This is a genomic window from Microlunatus spumicola (assembly GCF_039536445.1).
GTDB lineage: Bacteria > Actinomycetota > Actinomycetes > Propionibacteriales > Propionibacteriaceae > Microlunatus > Microlunatus spumicola.
Window position 1 is genome coordinate 835,942 of the sequence record NZ_BAAAYR010000001.1, and the last position, 20,768, is coordinate 856,709.

The 20,768-nt window shown below is 71.7% G+C and carries 27 protein-coding genes; 7 read left to right on the forward strand and 20 right to left on the reverse strand.

All coding sequences use genetic code 11. The features are described from left to right. Positions 1–18 precede the first annotated feature (18 nt). Positions 19–816 (reverse strand): peptidylprolyl isomerase, encoded by a 798-nt coding sequence (locus ABD665_RS03725; protein ID WP_344741109.1) that lies wholly within the window; start codon positions 814–816, stop codon positions 19–21. Between the two features lie 85 nt (positions 817–901). Here ABD665_RS03725 and ABD665_RS03730 point away from each other — a divergent pair, with 85 nt between their 5' ends. Continuing rightward, positions 902–1,513, forward strand: coding sequence for a cob(I)yrinic acid a,c-diamide adenosyltransferase (locus ABD665_RS03730; RefSeq protein ID WP_204912177.1), 612 nt, complete (start codon positions 902–904; stop codon positions 1,511–1,513). Between the two features lie 270 nt (positions 1,514–1,783). Next, on the forward strand, positions 1,784–3,412 hold the full coding sequence (locus ABD665_RS03735; protein WP_204912176.1) for an SdrD B-like domain-containing protein: 1,629 nt from the start codon (positions 1,784–1,786) through the stop codon (positions 3,410–3,412). 30 nt (positions 3,413–3,442) lie between these two features. Here ABD665_RS03735 and ABD665_RS03740 read toward each other — a convergent pair whose 3' ends face one another. The 3 genes from ABD665_RS03740 to ABD665_RS03750 are packed head-to-tail and all read right to left on the reverse strand — an operon-like array spanning position 3,443 to position 4,955. Next, a complete protein-coding gene (locus ABD665_RS03740) occupies positions 3,443–3,817 on the reverse strand; it encodes a hypothetical protein (RefSeq protein ID WP_204912175.1) in 375 nt (124 codons plus the stop codon). Then, the gene (locus tag ABD665_RS03745; protein ID WP_204912174.1) at positions 3,814–4,374 is read right to left on the reverse strand and encodes an Asp23/Gls24 family envelope stress response protein; all 561 of its coding nucleotides are present in this window, start codon (positions 4,372–4,374) and stop codon (positions 3,814–3,816) included. Before ABD665_RS03745 ends, ABD665_RS03740 begins: the two co-directional genes overlap by 4 nt. Further along, positions 4,353–4,955 carry a sigma-70 family RNA polymerase sigma factor gene (locus tag ABD665_RS03750; protein ID WP_204912173.1) on the reverse strand — a complete coding sequence of 201 codons (603 nt, stop codon included), beginning with the start codon at positions 4,953–4,955 and terminating at the stop codon, positions 4,353–4,355. The genes ABD665_RS03745 and ABD665_RS03750 overlap by 22 nt, the downstream gene beginning before the upstream one ends. 136 nt (positions 4,956–5,091) lie before the next feature. Here ABD665_RS03750 and ABD665_RS03755 point away from each other — a divergent pair, with 136 nt between their 5' ends. From ABD665_RS03755 to amaP, 5 genes are all read left to right on the forward strand, one after another. After that, positions 5,092–5,601, forward strand: coding sequence for an Asp23/Gls24 family envelope stress response protein (locus tag ABD665_RS03755; protein WP_204912172.1), 510 nt, complete (start codon positions 5,092–5,094; stop codon positions 5,599–5,601). Positions 5,602–5,773: 172 nt separating this feature from the next. Beyond that, positions 5,774–5,956 carry a hypothetical protein gene (locus ABD665_RS03760; RefSeq protein ID WP_204912171.1) on the forward strand — a complete coding sequence of 61 codons (183 nt, stop codon included), beginning with the start codon at positions 5,774–5,776 and terminating at the stop codon, positions 5,954–5,956. Further along, positions 5,953–6,357: an Asp23/Gls24 family envelope stress response protein gene (locus ABD665_RS03765; protein ID WP_204912170.1), complete on the forward strand. Its 405-nt coding sequence runs from the start codon at positions 5,953–5,955 to the stop codon at positions 6,355–6,357. The genes ABD665_RS03760 and ABD665_RS03765 overlap by 4 nt, the downstream gene beginning before the upstream one ends. Continuing rightward, positions 6,354–6,926: a DUF6286 domain-containing protein gene (locus tag ABD665_RS03770; protein ID WP_204912169.1), complete on the forward strand. Its 573-nt coding sequence runs from the start codon at positions 6,354–6,356 to the stop codon at positions 6,924–6,926. The genes ABD665_RS03765 and ABD665_RS03770 overlap by 4 nt, the downstream gene beginning before the upstream one ends. Next, positions 6,926–7,543, forward strand: coding sequence for an alkaline shock response membrane anchor protein AmaP (amaP, locus tag ABD665_RS03775; RefSeq protein ID WP_204912168.1), 618 nt, complete (start codon positions 6,926–6,928; stop codon positions 7,541–7,543). Before ABD665_RS03770 ends, amaP begins: the two co-directional genes overlap by 1 nt. A gap of 29 nt (positions 7,544–7,572) precedes the next feature. Here amaP and ABD665_RS03780 read toward each other — a convergent pair whose 3' ends face one another. The 16 genes from ABD665_RS03780 to rpmE all read right to left on the reverse strand — a co-directional run bounded on the left by ABD665_RS03780 (position 7,573) and on the right by rpmE (position 20,731). Next, on the reverse strand, positions 7,573–8,034 hold the full coding sequence (locus ABD665_RS03780) for a DUF2550 family protein (protein WP_204912167.1): 462 nt from the start codon (positions 8,032–8,034) through the stop codon (positions 7,573–7,575). 110 nt (positions 8,035–8,144) lie between these two features. Beyond that, positions 8,145–8,546, reverse strand: a complete 402-nt coding sequence (locus ABD665_RS03785; protein ID WP_204912166.1) for a F0F1 ATP synthase subunit epsilon — start codon at positions 8,544–8,546, stop codon at positions 8,145–8,147. Between the two features lie 2 nt (positions 8,547–8,548). Further along, a complete protein-coding gene (gene atpD, locus ABD665_RS03790) occupies positions 8,549–10,009 on the reverse strand; it encodes a F0F1 ATP synthase subunit beta (protein WP_425562128.1) in 1,461 nt (486 codons plus the stop codon). An 18-nt stretch (positions 10,010–10,027) separates the two neighbouring features. Then, complete coding sequence (locus ABD665_RS03795; protein WP_204912164.1) at positions 10,028–10,939, reverse strand: F0F1 ATP synthase subunit gamma; 912 nt, start codon at positions 10,937–10,939, stop codon at positions 10,028–10,030. A 1-nt stretch (position 10,940) separates the two neighbouring features. Continuing rightward, positions 10,941–12,578, reverse strand: a complete 1,638-nt coding sequence (gene atpA, locus ABD665_RS03800; protein ID WP_204912163.1) for a F0F1 ATP synthase subunit alpha — start codon at positions 12,576–12,578, stop codon at positions 10,941–10,943. 68 nt (positions 12,579–12,646) lie between these two features. Beyond that, positions 12,647–13,522 (reverse strand): F0F1 ATP synthase subunit delta, encoded by an 876-nt coding sequence (locus ABD665_RS03805; protein WP_204912162.1) that lies wholly within the window; start codon positions 13,520–13,522, stop codon positions 12,647–12,649. Next, the gene (locus tag ABD665_RS03810; protein ID WP_204912161.1) at positions 13,519–14,082 is read right to left on the reverse strand and encodes a F0F1 ATP synthase subunit B; all 564 of its coding nucleotides are present in this window, start codon (positions 14,080–14,082) and stop codon (positions 13,519–13,521) included. The genes ABD665_RS03805 and ABD665_RS03810 overlap by 4 nt, the downstream gene beginning before the upstream one ends. A gap of 13 nt (positions 14,083–14,095) precedes the next feature. Next, positions 14,096–14,329, reverse strand: a complete 234-nt coding sequence (gene atpE, locus ABD665_RS03815; protein WP_091074010.1) for an ATP synthase F0 subunit C — start codon at positions 14,327–14,329, stop codon at positions 14,096–14,098. 49 nt (positions 14,330–14,378) lie between these two features. Beyond that, a complete protein-coding gene (gene atpB, locus ABD665_RS03820) occupies positions 14,379–15,170 on the reverse strand; it encodes a F0F1 ATP synthase subunit A (protein WP_204912160.1) in 792 nt (263 codons plus the stop codon). Next, positions 15,167–15,448: an AtpZ/AtpI family protein gene (locus tag ABD665_RS03825; RefSeq protein WP_344741121.1), complete on the reverse strand. Its 282-nt coding sequence runs from the start codon at positions 15,446–15,448 to the stop codon at positions 15,167–15,169. Before ABD665_RS03825 ends, atpB begins: the two co-directional genes overlap by 4 nt. Before the next feature lie 41 nt (positions 15,449–15,489). Then, positions 15,490–15,975, reverse strand: a complete 486-nt coding sequence (locus ABD665_RS03830; RefSeq protein ID WP_204912159.1) for a hypothetical protein — start codon at positions 15,973–15,975, stop codon at positions 15,490–15,492. Positions 15,976–16,167: 192 nt separating this feature from the next. Then, the gene (locus ABD665_RS03835; RefSeq protein WP_204912158.1) at positions 16,168–17,316 is read right to left on the reverse strand and encodes an MraY family glycosyltransferase; all 1,149 of its coding nucleotides are present in this window, start codon (positions 17,314–17,316) and stop codon (positions 16,168–16,170) included. Between the two features lie 161 nt (positions 17,317–17,477). Further along, positions 17,478–18,449, reverse strand: coding sequence for an L-threonylcarbamoyladenylate synthase (locus ABD665_RS03840; RefSeq protein ID WP_344741124.1), 972 nt, complete (start codon positions 18,447–18,449; stop codon positions 17,478–17,480). Further along, complete coding sequence (prmC, locus tag ABD665_RS03845; protein WP_204912157.1) at positions 18,446–19,330, reverse strand: peptide chain release factor N(5)-glutamine methyltransferase; 885 nt, start codon at positions 19,328–19,330, stop codon at positions 18,446–18,448. Before prmC ends, ABD665_RS03840 begins: the two co-directional genes overlap by 4 nt. Before the next feature lie 16 nt (positions 19,331–19,346). Continuing rightward, entirely contained in the window at positions 19,347–20,426 is a 1,080-nt protein-coding gene (prfA, locus tag ABD665_RS03850) for a peptide chain release factor 1 (RefSeq protein WP_204912156.1), read from the reverse strand. An 83-nt stretch (positions 20,427–20,509) separates the two neighbouring features. After that, positions 20,510–20,731, reverse strand: a complete 222-nt coding sequence (rpmE, locus tag ABD665_RS03855; protein WP_204912155.1) for a 50S ribosomal protein L31 — start codon at positions 20,729–20,731, stop codon at positions 20,510–20,512. Between the last annotated feature and the right edge of the window lie 37 nt (positions 20,732–20,768).

Below are 20,768 nucleotides of genomic sequence, written 5' to 3' on the forward strand. Positions count from 1 at the left end.
GGCCGCGCCCACGCCAGGTCAGGACGCCTTGGTGATGCTCTCGATCTTGGCCGGGCTGTTCGGCACGCCGCCGCCGCTGGAGCCGAAGCTGCCGTCCTGGCCCTGCGAGGCGATGCCGGCCACGACCTGGCGGGACTCCTCGTTGAAGCTGCCGAAGACCGTGTAGCTCGGCGGCAGCGGCGACTCGTCGTAGACGAGGAAGAACTGCGAGCCGTTGGTGTTCGGGCCGCTGTTGGCCATGGCGATCGTGCCCTTGCCGTACGTCTCCGTGCCGTCGAGCTCGTCGGGGAACGTGTAGCCGGGACCGCCCGTCCCCTTCGCGGTCGGGTCGCCGCACTGCAGGACGAAGATGCCGGAGTCCACGAGGCGGTGGCAGCGGGTGTCGTCGAAGTACTTCTGCGCCACCAGCGACTCGAACGAGTGCACCGTGCACGGGGCCTTCGTCCGGTCGAGCCGCAGCGTGACGTCGCCCTCGGTCAGGTGCATGACGTAGCTGACCGTGCCGCTGCTGGAGATGTCCGTCGTGGTGGGCGGCTGCACGGGCCGGGCCGGCGTGCCGGTCGTCGTGTACTCGCAGGCGCCGTCGGACGGGCCGGCCTGGTCGGGCTCGACGGTGTCCGACCCGGCGGGCGCGGGGGCTGCGGTCGAGGCGGCGGGCGCCGGCGGCACCGTCCCGCAGGCCGCCAGGACGGCCAGCGGGAGGCCGGCCAGGGCGAGCACGAGACGGTTCCGGGCGCGGTCCGACGACCGGCGCGCGGCACGGGCGGGACGGGCCGGGAGGCCGGGGCGGACGTCGGGACCAGGGCTGCTCAGCACCGGGCCAGGGTGCCACGGCGCGACGGCGCCGCCGGGCACGACAAGCCGGGGGCACCCGCTGCGGGCCCCTGCGTAGGGTGAGCCCGTGGTTGTCCTCTCGAAGATCTACACCAAGACCGGCGACGGTGGCCGTACGCGGCTCACCGACATGACCGAGGTCAGCAAGAACGACCTCCGCGTCGAGGCGTACGGCGACGTCGACGAGGCGAACGCCGCGATCGGCGTGGCGCTGGCCGCGGGCGGCCTGCCCAACGAGGTGACGGCCGTGCTCTCGACGATCTCGAACGAGATGTTCGACGTGGGCGCCGACCTCTCCAACCCGCTGCGCCCCCTCAAGGAGGGCGACCGCGAGCCGCTGCGCGTGACGCAGGAGTACGTCGACCGGCTCGAGGCGTGGTGCGACCGGTTCGGCGACGAGCTGCCCCCGCTGCGCTCGTTCATCCTCCCCGGCGGTTCCGTCGCGGCCGCCGAGCTGCACGTCGCCCGCACCGTGACCCGTCGCGCCGAGCGCGCCGGGTGGGCCGCCGTGGCCGCGTACGGGACCGAGCCCGTCGAGGAGGGCGAGGGCGGCGTCAATCAGCTGGCCCTGCTCTACCTGAACCGCCTGTCGGACCTGCTCTTCATCCTCATCCGCGTGGCCAACGGGCCGGAGGGCGACATCCTCTGGGTCCCCGGCGGCGACCGGGTGCACGGCTGAGCCATCAGCAGCGCGACCGGTCGCGCTTGAGGTCGATCGGGTCCTGACGGCGCGTCGAAGCTCGCAGCCACGATGCGGCGATGACCGCTACGGTGCTCATGATCATCGGGACGGCACACCGTGCCCGGTTGCCGCACCGCCAGGAGTCCGTCGCCCATGGTCCGCGCCCTCAGCCTGCTCCGCCCTGCCGCTGTACTGTCTGCGGCCCTGCTCGTCGCGGGCCTGGTTCCCAGCGGCTCTGCGACCGCCGCGCCTCTTGATGGGCCGGCCATGACCGTCACCGTCTTTCCCTCTCCGGAAATGCCTTTCTGGCCCGGTCTCGGCGAGTCGCCGGAGCAAGCCGCGAACTTGGGCTCGATGCCTGGTTCGGTTGTGCTCCGGGCGAACATCACGAACACCGGCAGCGAGACCCTCCGGGACTTCTCGGTCACGACCCGGCTCGCCCAGAGCACGACGTCCAGCAACGTGAGCTGCGACTACAACCCCGAGGGTGTGCAGCTGCCACCCGGTGACGGCCCAGTGCTCCTACCCGGCCTGTTCGCTCAGTGCTTCGGGCTTGGGCTCTCCGGGGTGACCGACGACGCCGTCGCCGACCTCGTCACGACCGCCACGGCCCGAGGCGCCGACACCGGGACCCTCATCACCGTCGTGAAGCACTACTACGCCATCGCCCAGGACGACTCGGACAAGGTCGGCGACCTCGTCTGGCTCGACGCTGATCGCGACGGCGTCCACGACGACGGCGAGAGCGGGATCGCAGGCGTGCGGCTCACGATCGCTGGCCCGGACGGAAAGCCCGCAACGAACCTGTACCAACAGGATCAGGTCATCGAGCCGCAGACGACGGACGCAGAGGGTCACTACCTCTTCAAGCACCTTCGGCCGATCGCCGACGGTGAGCGATACACGGTGACCGTCGATCCGGATTCATCCGCTCTGCAGGGGCTGCAACCGACTCTGTCCGGCGTGGGATCCGCCGCGACGGACTCCTCTACGGGAAGCGGTCAGTCTTCGGAGTGGATGGGCGGGACGGGGTCTCAGGACACCAGCGTCGACTTCGGCTTCGTCACCGCATCGACGCCGCCCCCCGTGGACCCGCCCGCACCAGGCAAGGCACCGGTCGCGTTGACCGCCGATGCCTCCCCCGAACCGGCGACGATCGGCTCGACCATCAAGATCACGGGGTCCGTCCGCCGCGCTGGTCAGCCCTACAAGGCCCCGACGGTGCTCGAGTTCCGACCGGACGGGGCCGACGCTTACGCGCCGTTGAAGAAGGTCAAGAGCAGCAGCAGAGGCACGCTCACAGGGAGCGTGAAGGCCAGTGTGTCGGGAACGTTCCGGTACCGGTTCGCCGGCGACGACACGACGGAGGCCGGAGTAGCCGCCGGTGACCACGTGGAGGTCCGGAAGGCTTCGGTCGCCTTGACGGTGGCAGCGCCAGCATCGGCGACGAAGGGCAAGACGATCAAGGTGGTCGGTTCTGTCACCCGCGAGGGCAAGAAGTACAAGACGTCGACGGTCCTGGAGTTCAGAGCGGACGGCGACGCCGCCTACGCCAAGGTGAAGACGGTCAGGAGCAACAGCAAGGGAAAGCTGTCGACCGGCGTCAAGGCGAACGCCTCCGGCACGTTCCGGTACCGGTACGCCGGAAGCTCTGCCAATGCCGCTGCGGCGTCGACGGGAGACCACGTCGCCGTCAAGCCGAAGCCGCCGAGCAAGCCCAAGCCGAAGGCGTACAAGAACTGCATGGCTCTCACGAGGGTCTATCCCCACGGCGTGGGGAGGACCGGCGCCAAGGACAAGGGCGGCTCCGTCGCAGACTTCACGCGGGACACGAAGGCGTACACCCTCAACAAGAAGAGCGACCGGGACAAGGACGGCATCGCCTGCGAGCGATGAGACGGGCTGTCGCGATGGACGACTGGTCGATCAGCGCTCGACGCTGAGCACGGCGACGGCGATGCTGCCGGACCGCAGGTCGTGACGGGCCAGCACCTCGACCAGCGCACGCCGGACGTCCCTGGCCGTCGCGGCCGCCGAGCGGTCCGGCCCCGTCACGACGTCCACCCGTACGTCGACGACGTCCGCACGTCGGTGCAGCTCGATGCCGTCGGCCGCGGAACGCGCGCCACGGCCGTTCAGCAGGACGGTCGACCCGGCGTGCAGCCGACGCAGGGCGTTGCGCAGGGTCGGCTCGAGCCGCACGACGCCGGCGGTGGTCGCGGCAGCCGTGGCGAGGTCGTCGCAGAGGGCGTCGGTGGCCGCGCGCAGCTCCTTCGCCGTCGGCGTGCCCGGGACGCTCACAGCACGTCCTCGACGACGAGCTCGACCCGCCGGACCTCGACGCCCGCCTCCGCGGCGACCAGGCTGCGGACGCGCTCGCGCAGACGCTCGGTGGCCGTGCGCAGCGACGTTCCGGGGTGCAGGGCGACGGCCAGGTCGACGTCGACCAGGGTCGGCCCGGCCGGCTGCTCGTCCCGGTCGACCAGGCGCACGCGGCAGCGACGGGCGCGGACGCCCGGGACCGTGTCGGCGGCCGCCCAGACCAGACCGACGACGGCCTGCTCGCTGATCGTCAGCCCGGGGTCCTCGTCGGCGTCGAGCGGCAGGCTCTGGCCGCGCCGGACCTCGGCGCGGACGAGGCTCATCACCGACGACGTGAAGCCGGGGTCCGGCTGCAGCTCGGGGTCGGCCGCCTCGACCGCGCGCAGCTCGGCGGCCGCGTCGGACAGCCGGAGCAGCCGCGCCCGGGCCTCGAGGCAGTAGGGGCAGCCGCGCTCGTGCTCGTCCGGCGGCCCGTCGAGGTGGCTCCAGACGTCGTCGATGGAGCGACCGCAGCTCAGTCGCGTGTCGTCTGCCATGCGCTCATCCTCTCGGCCAGGTCCTGCCGGGCCCGCGCGATGCGTCCGCGGACGGTGCTCACGGGCAGCTCCAGCGCGGTGGCGATCTCCTCGTACGACAGCCCGTCGATCTCCCGCATGCTCCAGGCCGCCCGCTGGCCGACCGGCAGCTCCTGCAGCGCCCCGGCCAGGTCGGCGAGCTGGGCCCGCTGCTCCAGCCGGGCGTCCGGCCCGGGCTGGGTCGTCGCCGGTTCCGCCACCGTACCGACGACGTCGACCGGCTCCTCGGGGCGTCGGGCGCGGACCACGTCGATGCTGCGGCGCGTGGTGATCTGGTAGAGCCAGCTGCGGAACGACTCGGCGCGCTCCAGGCTCGGGAGCCGCCGCCACGCGGTGACGAACGCCTCCTGGACGACGTCCTCCGCCGTCCGGCGGTCCTGCGTGAGGCGCCAGGCGTGCCGGTAGAGCGGGGCCTGGTAGCGGCGGACCAGCACGGCGAAGGCCAGGTCGTCGCCGCTGACGCTGCGTCCCACCAGGGTCGCGTCGTCCCAGTCCTCCGGCGGCTCCGGGTCGACGACGGCGGGGTCGTCCTGCGTGCGCACCTGCCGCTGCCTCTTCTCGTCGGGTGCCCGGGGGCAGGTGGAAGTGCTCGCGAGAAAACTTTCCGGTCTCGCGTGACGAATCCTCGCAGGCACCGTCTTACCAGTGACAGCCCGTACATCCGCAAGAGGAGACACCATGTCCCAGACCGTCATCCCGCAGACCACCGAAGAGCGCGACGCCGCCAACGCCAAGGCCGCCGCCGACGCCGAGGCGAACGCGCCCAAGCAGCTCGACGCCCTGCACACCGAGCACGGCGACACCACCATCGCCGACACCGTCGTCGCCAAGATCGCCGGCATGGCCGCGCGCGAGGTCCCGGGCGTCTACGCCATGGGCAACGCCGCCCGCCGCGCCATCAGCGGCCTCACCAACCGCGTCAGCGGCGGCACCGGCCAGGCCAGCGTCTCCAACGGCGTGAGCGTCCAGAAGGGCGAGAGCCAGGCCACCGTCGACGTCTCCGTCGTCGTCGAGTACGGCGCCTCGATCGTCACGGTCAGCGAGCAGATCCGCGAGAACGTCATCCGCGCGGTCGAGTTCGGCACCGGCCTCGAGGTCGTCTCGGTCGACGTGAACGTCAGCGACGTCCACCTCCCCGACGAGGACGACGACGCCGTCGACACGTCCTCCAGCGCCGCGCTGCGCTGACCCTGCGCCACCTCCCGCGCCTCTGCGCCGGGACCGGCGCGGCACTGACCTCCGGGTCGTGGCCGCGCCCCGTCGGGACGGGCCACCTCGGCCCGTCCCGGCACCCACGCTCGACCGCCACACCCTGGCGACGCGGCCGGACCGCGTCCCGCTCCCGGAAGGAACCCGCGCCATGTCGCGCACCACCACCGCTCTCTTCGTCGGCCTGGTCCTCGGGCTGACCGCAGCCTTCGGCACGTTCGGCAGCTTCGTCATCGTGCTCCTCTTCGGCGCGATCGGCCTCGTCGTCGGCCTCGTGCTCGACGGCAAGCTCGACCTCGCCGGCCTGCTCGGACGGGCCACGGCCAAGCGATGAGCACCGTCGTCAGCACCCGCTCCGACGCCGACGCGGGCGCCGAGATGCGCGGGCGCGGCCGGCTGGTCCTGGCCGAGCGCGTCCTCGAGAAGATCGCCGGCCAGGCCGCCACCGAGGTGGTCGCGACCACGGGCCGGTCCGGCGGCTTCCTCGGTCGTCGCACCGAGAGCGACCCGAACGCCCGCCCCAAGGTGGACGTGACCCTGTCGGCCGAGTCCGCCGACCTCGCGCTGGCCGTCGGCATCGCCTACCCGGGCTCGATCCGCCGCGCCACGCAGGAGGTGCGCGAGCACGTCACGGAGCGCGTCGAGACCCTGACCGGCGTCGACGTGCGCCGCGTCGACATCGACGTCACGTTCCTGAGCCTGTCCGACGGCTCGGCCCCGAAGGCGCTCCGGTGAGCCGCACCGACGCCCGGTCGCGACGGCTCCGTCGCCGGTCGAGCCGCACCGTCCCGGCCACCGTCGTCGCCCTGGTCCTGCTCGCCCTCGGCGTGCTGACCGCGATCGCGGCGATCGCCCGCCTGGTCACCGGCAGCTGGGACGGCCGGGTCACCGGTGTCACCGGTGCCGTCACCGGCCTGACCTGGGGCTCCACCGCCGTGGTCGCCGCCGCCGTCGTCGCCCTCCTGCTCGGGCTGGTCCTGCTGGTCGCCGGCCTCAAGCCCGGCGCCTACCGCTCGGCCCACCTGTCCGGCCCGTCCGGCGCGGGGATCGAGCAGACCGACTACGTGATCACCAACGGCGCGATCGCCCGGCTCGCGGCCGGCCAGGCCGACCTCGTCGACGGCGTGGACAAGGTCTCCGCGTCCGCCGACGGCCGCCGGGTCCACCTCCGGATCACCACGAGCTCGGAGCAGACCACCCAGATCCGTGACCGCGTGATCAGCGGGGTCACCGACGCCCTGACCGCCACCGGTCTCGACCCGGCACCCCGGGTCACCGCCGCCGTCCGCACCAAGGAGCTGTGATGCGCCAGACCGCCAGCCGCCTCAACCGCACGTGGTTGACCATCCTCGGCGTCCTGCTGCTCCTGGTCGGCGCCGTGGGCGTCCTGCTGGGCACGGGGCAGGCCGCCCCGCTGCTCGCCCGGACCGGCGCGGGCTTCACCCCGCCGGGCACCGACCGCCGGCTCTTCGGCGACGCGACGGCCGGCGCCTTCGCCCTCACCTGGGTCGTGCTCGTCACCGCCGTCGTCGCGGTCGTGCTCGCCCTGCTGGGCCTGCTGTGGCTGATCGCCCAGATCCCCCGGGCCAACGCCGCGAAGCCGTTCCGTCTGCACGACGACGCCCGTACGGGGCTCACCCGGGTCGACGCCGACGTGCTGACCCACGCCGTCGAGGCGCAGGTGAAGGCCCTCCCCGGGGTCACGGGGGCCTCCGCGGTCATCCGGGGCAGCGCCGCGCACCCCGACCTCACGCTGCGCGTGACGGCGGACGACCGGACCGACGTCCGCGGCCTGCTCGAACGGCTCCACGACCAGGTGGCCGCCGACCTCGGCGCCTCGCTCGACACGCCGCTGCGCCGTCTCGGCGTGCAGGTCGAAGTCAGCTCCGGGCGGACCGGGACCGACCACATCACCGTCTGACGGTGGACGCGGAACGGCCCGTCAACCTCTCAGGAGGTCGGCGGGCCGTCGGCGCGTGCGGAGGCGATACCGGGCGGGGCGGCCTCGAGCCAGGCGAGCAGGCCGAGGATCGAGTCCTCGCTCATCGCCAGCTCGCGCGTCTGCGGCCCGACCTCGAGCGCCAGGATCCGGGACTCGGCCGTCAGCGACACGGCCTCGACCGGGTCGGGGTCACGGCTGTCGACGACGCGCACCTGACCGCGGGGGAACGTCTCGCGGGGCCGGACGGCGAACGAGAAGAAGCGGAACCACTCCAGCCGGCCGGCGTGGTAGCGACCCACCCCGAGCACCCAGCCGGCCCCTGGCGTCGCCGTACGGACCCGCAGGCTGCACTCGAAGGTGCCGCCGCTGCGGGAGAGCCACCGGCGGCGGACGGCGAGCAGCAGCAGGAGCAGGACGGCGAGCACGAGCAGCAGACCCAGGGTCTCCAGGACCCCCAGCCAGCCGCTCATCCACCGCCCTCTTCCCTGTCACCCACGCTGCCTGCGAGCATGCCAGCAACCCCCGCACGGTGCGTCGCTGCACCGGACGGGGGTGGCACGGGCCGTGGCCCGCGCCGGGACTACTGCCGCTTCTGCGCCGCGCGCAGCTGGGCGGTCGCCCGCTGGAAGTGCTTGCGGTCTTCCTCGCTGCCGTCACCCGTGTCGAGCCGCTGCTGCGCGTCGGCGAGCTCACGCTCCGCCTCCGCGACCGACACCTCGTCGGCCAGCTGGGCGTACTCGGACAGGATCGACACGCGGCCCTGCGACACCGACACGAACCCGCCGTCGACGGCCACGACCTCACGCTTGCCGTCGTCGCAGAAGATCACGACAGCGCTGGGCTGCAGCACGGCGAGCACCGGGGCGTGCCCCGGCAGGATGCCGATCTCGCCGTCGGTCGTCTTCGCGACGACGTTGTGCGACTCCCCGGACCAGACGACCCGGTCCGCGGAGACGACCTCGACCTGCATGGCGTCAGCCACGGTCAGCCTTCCTTCTGGAGCTCGGACCAGCGACGCTCCACGTCCTCCATGCCACCCACGTTGAAGAACGCCTGCTCGGCGATGTGGTCGACCTTGCCGGACACGATCATCTCGAAGCTGTCGATCGTCTCCGAGAGCGGGACGGTCGAGCCCGGGATGTTCGTGAACTTCTCGGCCATGAAGGTGTTCTGGGACAGGAACTGCTGGATCCGGCGGGCCCGGTTGACGGCGATCTTGTCCTCCTCGGACAGCTCGTCGACACCGAGGATCGCGATGATGTCCTGCAGGTCCTTGTTCTTCTGGAGGATCTGCTTGACCTGCACCGCGACGTCGTAGTGCCGCTGCCCGATGTACTGCGGGTCGAGGATGCGGCTGGTCGAGGTGAGCGGGTCCACGGCCGGGTAGAGACCGCGGGAGGCGATCTCGCGGCTGAGCTCGGTCGTCGCGTCGAGGTGGGCGAACGTGGTGGCCGGCGCCGGGTCGGTGTAGTCGTCGGCGGGGACGTAGATCGCCTGCATCGACGTGATGGAGTGGCCGCGGGTCGACGTGATCCGCTCCTGCAGCTGACCCATCTCGTCGGCCAGGTTGGGCTGGTAGCCCACCGCGGACGGCATCCGCCCGAGGAGGGTCGAGACCTCCGAACCGGCCTGCGTGAACCGGAAGATGTTGTCGATGAAGAGCAGCACGTCCTGGTTCTGGACGTCGCGGAAGTACTCGGCCATGGTGAGGGCCGACAGCGCGACGCGGAGCCGGGTGCCCGGCGGCTCGTCCATCTGCCCGAAGACGAGGGCGGTGTCCTTGAGGACGCCGGCCTCCTCCATCTCGTTGATGAGGTCGTTGCCCTCGCGGGTCCGCTCGCCCACGCCGGCGAACACTGAGGTGCCGCCGAAGTTGTGGGCGATCCGGTAGATCATCTCCTGGATCATGACGGTCTTGCCGACGCCGGCGCCGCCGAACAGGCCGATCTTGCCGCCCGTCACGTACGGGGTCAGCAGGTCCAGCACCTTGATGCCGGTCTCGAGCATCTCGGTCTTGGACTCGAGCTGGTCGAACTTGGGCGGCGGGCGGTGGATGGACCAGCGCTCGTCGACCTGGATGGTCGACGGCTCGACGTCGAGGACGTTGCCGGTCACGTCCCAGACGTGGCCCTTCGTGACGTCGCCCACCGGGACCGAGATCGCCGCACCGGTGTCGCGGACCTCCGACCCGCGGCGCATGCCGTCGGTCGGCTTGAGGGCGATGGCCCGGACGAGGTTGTCGCCGATCTGCAGCGCGACCTCCATCGTCATGGTCCGGGTCTGGTCACCGATGGTGATGTCGACCTGCAGCGCGTTGTAGATGTCGGGCATCTGGTCGACCGGGAACTCGACGTCGACGACGGGACCGATCACCCGGGACACCCGGCCGACGCCACCGGCGGTGGGGGCCTGGGTCGTCTCGGGGCTGAAAGCTACGCTCATGATGCTCCTTCTTCCTACGTTCTAGTCGCTGCCGGAGGAGGCGTCGGCCAGAGCCGCGGCACCCCCGACGATCTCGGAGATCTCCTGGGTGATCTCGGCCTGCCGTGCCTGGTTGGCCTCGCGGGTGAGCCGCTCGATCAGCTGCTGCGCGTTGTCCGTGGCCGACTTCATCGCCCGTTGCCGGCTCGCCAGCTCGGACGCGGCCCCCTGCAGCAGGCAGTACTGGATGCGGCTGGCCACGTAGAGCGGGAGCAGCTCGTCGAGGACGGTCTCCGCGTCCGGCTCGAACTCGTACAGCGGCAGCAGCTCGCTGTCCGCGGGGGGCTCCTCGCCCTCCACGACCTCGAGCGGCAGGAGCCGGATGACCTCGGCCGTCTGCGTGAGCATCGACACGAACCGGGTGTAGACGACGTGGATCTCGTCCACGCCACCCTCCTCCGTCGGCGTCAGGAACGCCTTGATGAGCTCGTCGGCGATCTCGCGGGCCTGGGCGTAGCTCGGGGACTCGGAGAAGCCCTCCCACTGGCCGGCGATCGGACGCTGCCGGAACTTGTAGAACGCGGCAGCCTTGCGGCCGGCCAGGTACGGCACGGCCGTCTTGCCGTTCTCGCGGAGCAGCTGGTTGAGCTCCTCCCCCGCCCGGATGACCGAGGACGAGTACGCCCCGGCCAGACCCCGGTCCGAGGTGATCAGGAGCACCGCGGCACGGGTCGGGTTCTCCGCCTCCGTGGTCAGCGGGTGGTCCACGTTCGAGAACGTGGCCACCGCCGACACCGCCCGCGTCAGCTCACGGGCGTACGGGGCCGACGACTGGGCACGCTGCTGCGCCTTGACGATGCGCGACGCCGCGATGAGCTCCATCGCCCGGGTGACCTTCTTGGTGGTCGTCACCGAGCTCCGGCGCTCGCGCAGCTCCCTCAGGCTCGCAGGCACGTCAGCTTCTCCGCTGCTTGACGATCTGCTCCTGGTTCACGTCGTCCGGGTCCGTCGCGTCGTGCTCCTCGCGACCCGCGAGCAGCTTGCCCTCGCTGGTCTGGAAGCCACGCTTGAACTCGGCGATCTGCGTCCGCAGGCCCTCGGCCGTGTCATCGTCGAACAGCTTGGTCTCGCGGATGTTCTGCAGGGCGCTGCCGTTGTGACGCAGGTAGTCCAGCAGCTCGCGCTCGAAGCGGAGCACGTCGTCGACGGGCACCTCGTCGAGCAGGCCCTGCAGGCCCGCCCACACGGAGACGACCTGCTCCTCGATGGGGTACGGGGAGTACTGGGGCTGCCGCAGCAGCTCGGTCAGCCGGGAGCCGCGGTCGAGCTGGCGCCGGGTGGTGGCGTCCAGGTCCGAGGCGAACATGGCGAAGGCCTGCATGTCCCGGAACTGCGCGAGCTCCAGCTTGAGCGAGCCCGACACCTTCTTCATGGCCTTGGTCTGGGCCGCGCCGCCGACCCGCGACACCGAGATGCCGACGTCGATGGCGGGACGCTGGTTGGCGTTGAAGAGGTCGGACTGCAGGAAGATCTGGCCGTCCGTGATGGAGATGACGTTCGTCGGGATGAAGGCCGACACGTCGTTGGCCTTCGTCTCGATGACCGGCAGACCCGTCATCGAGCCGCCACCCAGCTCCTTGGAGAGCTTGGCGCAGCGCTCGAGCAGCCGCGAGTGCAGGTAGAAGACGTCGCCGGGGTAGGCCTCGCGGCCCGGCGGACGACGCAGCAGCAAGGACATGGCGCGGTAGGCCTCGGCGTGCTTGGTGAGGTCGTCGAAGACGATCAGGACGTGCTTGCCCTGGTACATCCAGTGCTGGCCGATGGCCGAGCCGGTGTAGGGCGCGACGTACTTGAAGCCGGCGGCGTCGGACGCGGGCGCGTGCACGATCGTCGTGTACTCGAGCGCACCGGCCTCTTCCAGCTGGCCACGGATGCCGGCGACGGTCGAGCCCTTCTGGCCGATCGCGACGTAGATGCAGCGCACCTGCTGCTCGGGGTCACCGCTCGCCCAGGCATCGCGCTGGTTGATGATCGTGTCGAGCGCGATCGCGGACTTGCCGGTCTTGCGGTCACCGATGATCAGCTGGCGCTGGCCCCGGCCGATCGGGATCATGGCGTCGATGGCCTTGATGCCGGTCTGCAGCGGCTGGCGGACCTCCTGGCGGTCCATCACGCCGGCGGCCTGGAGCTCGAGCTGACGCCGGCCGTCGAGGTCGGTGATCTCGCCGAGCCCGTCGATCGGGTTGCCGAGCGCGTCGACCGTGCGGCCGAGGTAGCCGTCGCCGACCGGGACCGAGAGGACGTCACCGGTCCGCCGGACGACCTGGCCCTCCTCGATGCCCTCGGAGTCACCCATGACGACGACGCCGATCTCGCGGACGTCGAGGTTCAGGGCGATGCCCAGGGTGCCGTTCTCGAAGGTGAGCAGCTCGTTCGCCATCGCCGAGGGCAGACCCTCGACGCGGGCGATGCCGTCGCCGGAGCTGACGACGGTGCCGACCTCCTCGCGGCTGGACGTGTCCGGGGTGTAGCTCTGGACGAAGCGGTCCAGCGCTTCCCGGATCTCTTCGGGACGGATCGTCAGTTCTGCCATCGCCTGCTGCCTGCTCTCGTTCGTCGTGTCGTCACGCGTGCTGATTCAAGTTTTCTCGGCCGGACAAGTTATGCGTTGCCGAAGAGCCGACGGGCCTCGTCGAGCCGCCCTGCGACGGTGCCCTCGACGACCTCGTCGCCGAGCTCGACCCGGACCCCGCCGAGCACGTCCGGGTCGATGACCTCCTGGATCACGAGGTCGCGACCGACCTGGCGGGCCAGCGCGGCCTGCAGCCGCCGGCGCTGCTCGTCGTCCAGCGGCCGAGCCACGCGGACCGTCGCCACGACGCGGTTGCGCTGCGCTGCGGCGAGGTCGACGTAGCCCTCGATCGTGTGGGCGAAGGTCCGCTCGCGTGCGACCACGGCCCGCCGGGCCAGCGCCACGGTGGCGTCGCCGGCACGACCGGACAGCAGGTCGCCGACCAGGTCCTGCCGCGCGGAGAGCGGCATCGCCCGGTCGGAGAACGCGTTGCGCAGCTCCGGGTCGGACTCCACCAGCCGGGCGAAACGGAAGAGCTCGTCCTCGGTCTCGTCGAGCACGCCGGCGCGTTCCGCCGACAGCAGCTCGGCGCGGACGGCCTGGCGCTCGAGGGCGGCGACGAAGGTCTGTCCCGTCCCCCAGCGCATCCCGGCCGCCTCGACCACGACCTCCAGCGCCGTGCGCGACACCTTGCCGTCGAGCAGGCCGCGCACCAGGCCCTGGCGCTGCGCGGCCTCCGTCCCCGGGTCGGTGACCGCACGACGCAGCGCGACCGAGGAGCCCAGCGCGTCCACGACCGCGAAGAGGTCGGGCGCCAGCGTGTCCAGGTCGGCCGGGTCGGGCGCGTTCGTCACCGCGCCGACGACGCGGCTGAGGAAGCCCCCGTCGGCACGGCTGCTCGCGCGGCCGTAGCGCTCGTCGAGCACCCCGTCCAGCGCGTACAGCTGGGTGTCGCTCACCGTCATGACAGGCCTGCGGTGCTCGGCTCGCCCGACGTGCCGGCCTGCTCGGACTCGAGGTCGGCGATGAAGCGGTCGACCGTGCGACGGGCACGCTCGTCGTCGTCGAGGCTCTCGCCGACGATCCGGCCGGCGAGCGTGGTGGCCATGCCACCGATCTCGTTCCGGAGCTGCGTCATCACCTGCGTGCGCTCCGCCTCCAGCTGCGCCTGCGTCTGGGTGCGGATGCGGTTCGCCTCGGCCTGGGCCTGCTCACGCATCTCGGCCAGGATCTGGCTGCCCTGCGTCTTGGCGTCCTCGCGGATCTTGGCAGCCTCGCTGCGCGACTCGTTGAGCTGCGCCTGGTACTGCTCGAGCGCGACCTGGGCCTCGGCCTGGGCGCGCTCGGCCTTCTCGATGCCGCCCTGGATGGCCTCGGTGCGCTCAGCGTAGGTCTTCTCGAAACCGGGGACGACGTACTTGGCGATCAGGAACCAGAGCAGCAGCGCGAAGACGATCGCCGCGACGATCTCGAAGGGCGCCGGGAGGAGCGGGTTCTCCGCCAGTGGGGTGAGGAGGGGGGTCATCAGGACCGCCGCGTCACTGACCGACGAAGCCGAACACGAAGGCGAGCGCGATGCCGATGATCGCGAGCGCCTCGGTCAGCGCGAAGCCGATGAACGCGGTGCTGAGCATCGCACCGCGGGCCTCGGGCTGGCGGGCGGTGCCCTCGATGACGGCGGCGAAGATCAGACCCACGCCGATACCGGGGCCGATGGCGCCGAGACCGTAGCCGACGATGCCGAGCGAGCCGACGAGCTCCAGGGGAGTCATGTGGTGGTTCCTTTCGGTTCTCCGCTGGCGGTCAGCGGAGGGGTGGCGGTCAGTGCTCCTCGGCGGTGGCCGAGGAGATGTACTGGGCGGTGAGCATCGTGAAGATGTAGGCCTGCAGCGACTGGACGAAGATCTCCAGACCGAAGATCAAGAGGCTGAACAGCAGGGACGCCACACCGGCGACCTTGTTGATGACCGGCTCGCTGTGGAGCAGCAGGTACTCCCCGCCGAGCACGAAGACGAGGACCAGCAGGTGGCCCGCGAACATGTTCGCGAAGAGTCGCAGCGACAGCGTCGCCGGCCGCACGATGATGTTGGAGAGGAACTCCAGCGGCGCGACGATGATCAGCATCGGGCCGGGCACGCCGGGCGGCATGGTCGCGTGCTTGAGGTAGCCGACCGGACCGAACTTCTTGATGCCGATGCCGTTGTAGATCAGCCAGACCAGGCCCGCGAGCCCGTACGCCCAGCCGACGTGCGCGGCGGTCGGCATCAGGGTCAGCGGGAAGACGCCCCACAGGTTGTTGACCAGCACGAAGCTGAACAGCGCGATGAGGAGCGGGACCCACTTCTTGAAGTCGTGGCCGATGGTGTCCCGGGCGATCGAGTTGCGTACGAACATGTACGCGGACTCGCCGATGAACTGGCCCTTGCTGGGGACCAGCGCGTTCTTCCGCGACATCACGCGCCAGAAGACGAAGATCAGGACGACCGACACGACGGCCTGGAGCAGGTACTTGTTCGCCCAGTCCTGCCCGGGGATGAGCGGGGGCAGGTCAAAGCTCTCGACCCCGGGTGGCTGATAGCCCTCCAGGGGGATCAGCGCGGACAACCCGCTCACCGTTCTCCCTCCGTCACCTTCGTGGAAGGCTGCGCCGGCTCGGTCGCCTGCAGCCGCTTGATCGTCAGATAGATGCCGAGGCCCGCTCCGAGGAGGATGCCGACCGGCAGCAAGAAGTTGGTGCGCAGGAAGTGGTCGCCCACCCAGCCCAGTGCGCCGTAGAAGAGCACGCCGGAGATCAGGTAGGAGAGCACGCGCATGCCCTGGTCCATCGCCGCGTTGTCCGGCGCGGACCGACCCTGGTCCCGCTGCTCCCCCTGCGTCATCGCGGCGCTCACGCTAGCAGCCGCGGCGGGGCGCTGATCGTGCGTGGACGCGCTCACGGGACGGGCTCGTGCTCGGGCGCGGGGGTCTCGTCGTTCGCGTCGTAGACGCTGATCCGCAGCCGGGAGAAGACGATCACCTCGACGACGAGCCAGCCCACGACGACCGCGACCGTCGAGAGGAAGACCACCATCGGGACGACCGGGAAGCGGTCGGAGAAGCGGGCGTACAGGAGCAGCAGCAGGCCCAGCACGACGACGCGACCGGTGTAGCTGGCCAGAGCCACCGAGAGCAGCAGCCGCGCGCCCGCGTCGGCGAACCTCACCATCACGAGCTGCCCGACGCTGTAGAAGAACAGCACCATCACCGAGGCGAGGGCGGCGGACGCGAGGCCGCGCACCCCCATGCCGATGCCGAAGCCGATCATGGCCACGACCGCCGCGCCGACGCCGCCCGCGAGGCCGCCGAAGAGCAGCTTGCGCGCCCGTTCGACGTGCACGCTGCGGGGCGTCCGAGCACGCTCGGCAGGATGGGTCGACATGGAGATCGGGCAGTCCTTGCTGGTCGGGGCGCCGTTGCGCGGAGGAGCGAGTGGCGCCTGGCGCCGGGGCTGCGAGGCCAAGAAGTTAGCACAGGCTGACCCCTCCGCCCGACCGCGACCCGCGTGCCGGGACGCTCCGGAGGGGGTTCCGGGCGGGCTCGCACGACGCCCGCACAGGCCCTCTGGGGGTCCTCAGTCGCGCAGGCCGACCCCGGCCCGCTCCGGCTCCGGGCGGACCTTCACGGGGCGCACGGGACGGCGCCCGAGGGTGACGAGCAGCAGCACCAGGGCGAGCACCGCGACGACGGCCGCGACGGTCCACTGACGGCTGCCGTGGACCAGGCCGAGCCCGATCACGCCGAAGGAGACGAGCCCCGACCAGACGTACATGAGCAGCACCGCGCGCCGCTGGCTGTGGCCGCGCTGGAGCAGCCGGTGGTGCAGGTGCTGCTTGTCGGGCAGGAACCACCACTTGCCCGCGTACGTGCGCCTGATGAACGCCAGCACCAGGTCGAGGAAGGGCAGCGCCAGGATAGCCAGCGGCAGCACGAGGGGCAGGATCGTGGGCACCAGGCCCCGGTCGCTCGCCAGCTGCGAGGGGTCGATCTGGCCGGTGAGGCTGACCGTGGAGGTCGCCAGCAGCAGCCCGAGCAGCATCGAGCCCGAGTCGCCCATGAACATCCGCGCCGGGAAGAAGTTGTGCGGCAGGAAGCCGAGGCAGACCCCGACGATCACCACGCTGATCAGGCTGGACGTCGTCGCGCGCGTCAGCCCCTGGCTGACCGTGTAGACGTACGTGTAGGTGAAGAACGCGAACGCGCCGATGCCGACGACGCCCGTGGCCAGGCCGTCGAGGCCGTCCACGAAGTTCACCGCGTTGCAGCAGACCAGGATGAAGAACGCGGTGATCGCGATCGAGGAGAACTGGTCCAGCAGGATCGGGTTGCCCGGGACCGGGATCCACAGCACCTTGACGCCGAGGGCGACCGCGACGCCGGCCGCCAGCACCTGCCCCGCGAACTTGGCCAGCGCGGGCAGCTCGTACACGTCGTCGAGGACCCCGACGACCCCGATGACCGCCGCCGCGACCAGCACGGCCCGGGAGTCCTGCTGCACCGTCGCCTGGCTCCCGAGGAACGGCAGCTGCCACGACAGCAGCAGCGCCGCCCCGACCCCGCCGAGCATCGCGATGCCCCCGAAGTAGGGCATCTCGATGGTGTGGACGTCCCGGTCGCGCACCCGGGCCAGCGCGCCGACCCGGAAGGCGAGGCGCCGGCAGAAGGCGCTACCGAGGTACGTGACGGCGGCGGCCACCAGGAGGACGAGCAGGTACTCGCGCACTAGGGCGTGCCTCCCCATGTCCAGCAGGCGCGGGCGTGGCAGCCGCGCCCGGTCCGGCAAGGCGGAGGAGCGAAAGCGCAGCGGGCTGCGCTGAGCGAGGCCGACGCCGTCGGTCGGGATGCGGGGCCGCGCCGGTGCCCGCTGGAATGGGGAGACATGTCCTAGGGGGTCGGCTCGGGCTCGACGCGCGGTTCATCGGGCTGGGGCCGGGCGGCGGGCTGCGGCGCGGGCTCGGCGGGCTCAGCGGGTGCAGTGGCCTCGGCGGGTTCCGCAGGTGCGGTGGTCTCGGCGGGTTCCGCGGGCTGCTCGGGTTCCGTGGGCGCGTCCTCCTCCGCCGGGACCTGCTCGGGCGCCGCGACCGCCGTCGCCGCCGGCGCGTCCTCCAGGTCGGCGAGGCCGGGCAGCACCTCGCGCAACGTCTCGAGGCTGAGGGCCCCGCGGCGCAGCAGCTGGCCGTCGTCACGGCGGGTGAAGTCGACGATGGTCGACGGCAGGGCCTGCCGGTCCCCGGCCGCGTCGTCCGCCACGGAACCGAGCGGGCCGCCGTCGAGGTAGACCGACACCCGGTCGCCGAGCTGCTCGACGGCGTCGTCGCAGGTGAGGGCGGCCGGTCGTCCGGAGATGTTCGCGCTGCTCACGGCCAGCGGGCCGGTGCGGCGGAGGATCTCGCGGGCGAGCGCGTGGTCGGGCACCCGCAGCGCGATCGTCCCGTCGGTGTCGCCGAGGTCCATCCGCAGGCTGGGCTGGATCCGGCAGACGATCGTCAGGGGGCCGGGCCAGTGCACCTCGACGAGCTCGCGCGCCTGGTCCGGCACGTCGCTGGCCAGGGCCCGGACGAGGCTGGCGTCGCCGATGAGCACCGGCGGTGGCATGTCGCGCCCGCGGTTCTTGGCGTTCAGGAGCCCCTGCACGGCGTCGGCGCTGAAGGCGTCCGCCCCGATGCCGTAGACGGTGTCGGTCGGCAGCACGATGCACTCGCCGTCCTCGACGGCCCGTCGGGCGGCGTCCACCGCCCGGGTGACCTCGTCCTCGTCGTCGACCGTGCAGTCGAAGCGGTCGTAGACCGCGTCGTCGATCTCCCGCTCCTCGAGCTCGACGCTCTCGCCCTCGTCCTCGTCCGGCTGCACGCTCACCCGGCCATCCTGCCAGCGGTCCGGCGGACCGCCGTCACGAAGCGCGGCCGGCCGGTCAGGTCGACGTGGTCGCGGATGCCGCTGAAGGCGTCGCTGCGGGTCACCACGGCCGGCGCGGACTCCCCCTGCACGTCGGCGTGCTCGAAGCAGAGCAGGCCGCCGGGGCGCAGCAGCCGGGTGGCGACCGCCGTGACGACCCGGATCGCGTCCAGCCCGTCCTCGCCCGAGAAGAGCGCGGGCAGCGGGTCGTGGTCACGCACCTCGGGCGTGACCGAGGCGTACGCGTCGAGGGGGATGTAGGGCGGGTTGGCGATGACGAGGTCGACCTGGCCGTCGAGCACGTGCAGGGCGTCGGCCATGTCGCCGACGTAGAGCTCGACGAGGGTGTCGGCCAGGTTGCGCCGGGCGTACGCGGCCGCCTCGGGCGAGACCTCGACCGCGTACACGTCGAGGAACATCAGCTCGGTGGCGAGCGCCTTGGCGATCGCGCCGGAGCCGCTGCACAGCTCGACCACGCGGGGTCGGCCGCCGTCCGCGACCATCGGGCGCAGCGCGTCGATCGCCCAACCCGTCATGACCTCCGTCTCGGGCCGGGGCACGAAGACCCCCGGTCCGACCTCGAGCTCGACGTGGCGGAAGTAGGCACGACCCGTCAGGTGCTGGAGCGGGACCCGGGCCGCCCGGCTCGTGACCAGCCGCTCGAACGCCGCGACCGCCTCGTCGTCGAGCCCGTCCAGCAGCGGGATCCGGGCCGGCTCGATGCCGCACACGTACGCCAGCAGCGTCCGCGCGTCGGCGTCCGGGGAGGCCACGCCAGCCTCCCGCAGCCGGTTCGCGGCGTCGCGGAGGACGGCCCGGACGGCGTGCGGCGCGTTCGTCATCGTTCGCTCCCGCGCGTCAGGCCGGCTCGCCCACGGCGTCCAGGCGGGCCGCAGTGTCGGCCTCCTGGAGCGCCGTGATGACGGGCTGCAGCTCGCCGTTCAGCACCTGGTCGAGGTTGTAGGCCTTGAAGCCGATCCGGTGGTCGGAGATCCGGTTCTCGGGGTAGTTGTAGGTGCGGATCCGCTCGGAGCGGTCCACCGTGCGGACCTGGCTGCGCCGGGCCGCCGAGGCCGAGCTGGCGGCCTCCTCCTCGGCCGCGGCGATGAGCCGGGCGCGGAGCATGCGCATGGCCTGCTCGCGGTTCTGCAGCTGGGAGCGTTCGTTCTGCATGGACACGACGATGCCCGTCGGCAGGTGGGTGATGCGCACGGCCGAGTCGGTCGTGTTCACGCCCTGCCCGCCCGGGCCGGAGCTCCGGTAGACGTCGATCCGGAGGTCGTCGGGGTTGATCTCGACCTCGGTCTCCTCGACCTCGGGCATCACCAGCACCCCGGCCGCGGACGTGTGCACGCGGCCCTGGGACTCGGTGACGGGCACCCGCTGCACGCGGTGCACGCCGCCCTCGAACTTGAGCACGCCGAACGGCATCTGGTCGGGCTCCCCCACGCTGGGCGCCTTCACCGCGACGGTCACCGTGCGGTAGCCGCCGAGGTCGGTCTCCTGCGCGTCGAGGACCTCGACCTTCCAGCCCCGCGTCTCCGCGTAGCGGGAGTACATCTTCAGCAGGTCGCCCGCGAAGAGCGCGGACTCCTCACCGCCCTCGCCGGACTTGATCTCGATCAGCGCGTCGGCGGAGTCGTTGGGGTCGCGGGGAGCGAGCAGCCGGGTCAGGCGGTCCACCACGGGAACCAGCTTCCGCTCCAGCTCCTCGGCCTCGACCGCGAAGGTCGGGTCGTCCGGCGCCAGCTCACGGGCGGCGGCCAGGTCCTCGTTCAGGCGGTGGTACTCGTCGAGCCCGCGCACGATCGGCGTCAGCTCGGCGTAGCGGCGCCCGACGCGCCGCGCCTTCGCCAGGTCGGTGTGGGTCGAGGGGTCGGCCAGGGCGGCCTCGAGCTGCGCGAACTCCGCGCGCAGAGGCTCAGCTGACTCGAACATGGGTCCCCCTCGATCGCACCGGCTCAGGACGTACGAAGCGCCGGGAGCGAGGACGTGGTCCCCGCTCCCGGCGCTCGGTGGTGCTAAGCCTTCTTCGCGGCCTGGGAGGCGGCGTAGCGCTTCTCGAACCGGGCGACGCGGCCGCCGGTGTCGAGGATCTTCTGCTTGCCCGTGTAGAACGGGTGGCACGCCGAGCAGACGTCGACGCGCATGGTCTCGCCGCCGGTGCTCTTGGTCGTGAACGTGTTGCCGCAGGTGCAGGTGACCTGGGTGTCCGCGTAAGCGGGGTGGATGTTGGCCTTCATGTGGGTCTCCTTGTGTTTGGGCCGGGTCGCCAGACGG

Excerpts from the sequence above, each read along its gene's own strand:
- amaP (WP_204912168.1), top strand. The coding sequence starts at position 6,926 with ATGCGCCAGACCGCCAGCCGCCTCAACCGCACGTGGTTGACCATCCTC.
- ABD665_RS03755 (WP_204912172.1), top strand. The coding sequence starts at position 5,092 with ATGTCCCAGACCGTCATCCCGCAGACCACCGAAGAGCGCGACGCCGCC.
- ABD665_RS03830 (WP_204912159.1), bottom strand. The coding sequence starts at position 15,975 with ATGTCGACCCATCCTGCCGAGCGTGCTCGGACGCCCCGCAGCGTGCAC.
- ABD665_RS03810 (WP_204912161.1), bottom strand. The coding sequence starts at position 14,082 with ATGACCCCCCTCCTCACCCCACTGGCGGAGAACCCGCTCCTCCCGGCG.
- rpmE (WP_204912155.1), bottom strand. The coding sequence starts at position 20,731 with ATGAAGGCCAACATCCACCCCGCTTACGCGGACACCCAGGTCACCTGC.
- ABD665_RS03735 (WP_204912176.1), top strand. The coding sequence starts at position 1,784 with ATGACCGTCACCGTCTTTCCCTCTCCGGAAATGCCTTTCTGGCCCGGT.
- atpE (WP_091074010.1), bottom strand. The coding sequence starts at position 14,329 with ATGACTCCCCTGGAGCTCGTCGGCTCGCTCGGCATCGTCGGCTACGGT.
- ABD665_RS03765 (WP_204912170.1), top strand. The coding sequence starts at position 5,953 with ATGAGCACCGTCGTCAGCACCCGCTCCGACGCCGACGCGGGCGCCGAG.
- ABD665_RS03760 (WP_204912171.1), top strand. The coding sequence starts at position 5,774 with ATGTCGCGCACCACCACCGCTCTCTTCGTCGGCCTGGTCCTCGGGCTG.
- ABD665_RS03780 (WP_204912167.1), bottom strand. The coding sequence starts at position 8,034 with ATGAGCGGCTGGCTGGGGGTCCTGGAGACCCTGGGTCTGCTGCTCGTG.
- ABD665_RS03745 (WP_204912174.1), bottom strand. The coding sequence starts at position 4,374 with ATGGCAGACGACACGCGACTGAGCTGCGGTCGCTCCATCGACGACGTC.
- atpA (WP_204912163.1), bottom strand. The coding sequence starts at position 12,578 with ATGGCAGAACTGACGATCCGTCCCGAAGAGATCCGGGAAGCGCTGGAC.
- ABD665_RS03805 (WP_204912162.1), bottom strand. The coding sequence starts at position 13,522 with ATGACGGTGAGCGACACCCAGCTGTACGCGCTGGACGGGGTGCTCGAC.
- prmC (WP_204912157.1), bottom strand. The coding sequence starts at position 19,330 with ATGACGAACGCGCCGCACGCCGTCCGGGCCGTCCTCCGCGACGCCGCG.
- prfA (WP_204912156.1), bottom strand. The coding sequence starts at position 20,426 with ATGTTCGAGTCAGCTGAGCCTCTGCGCGCGGAGTTCGCGCAGCTCGAG.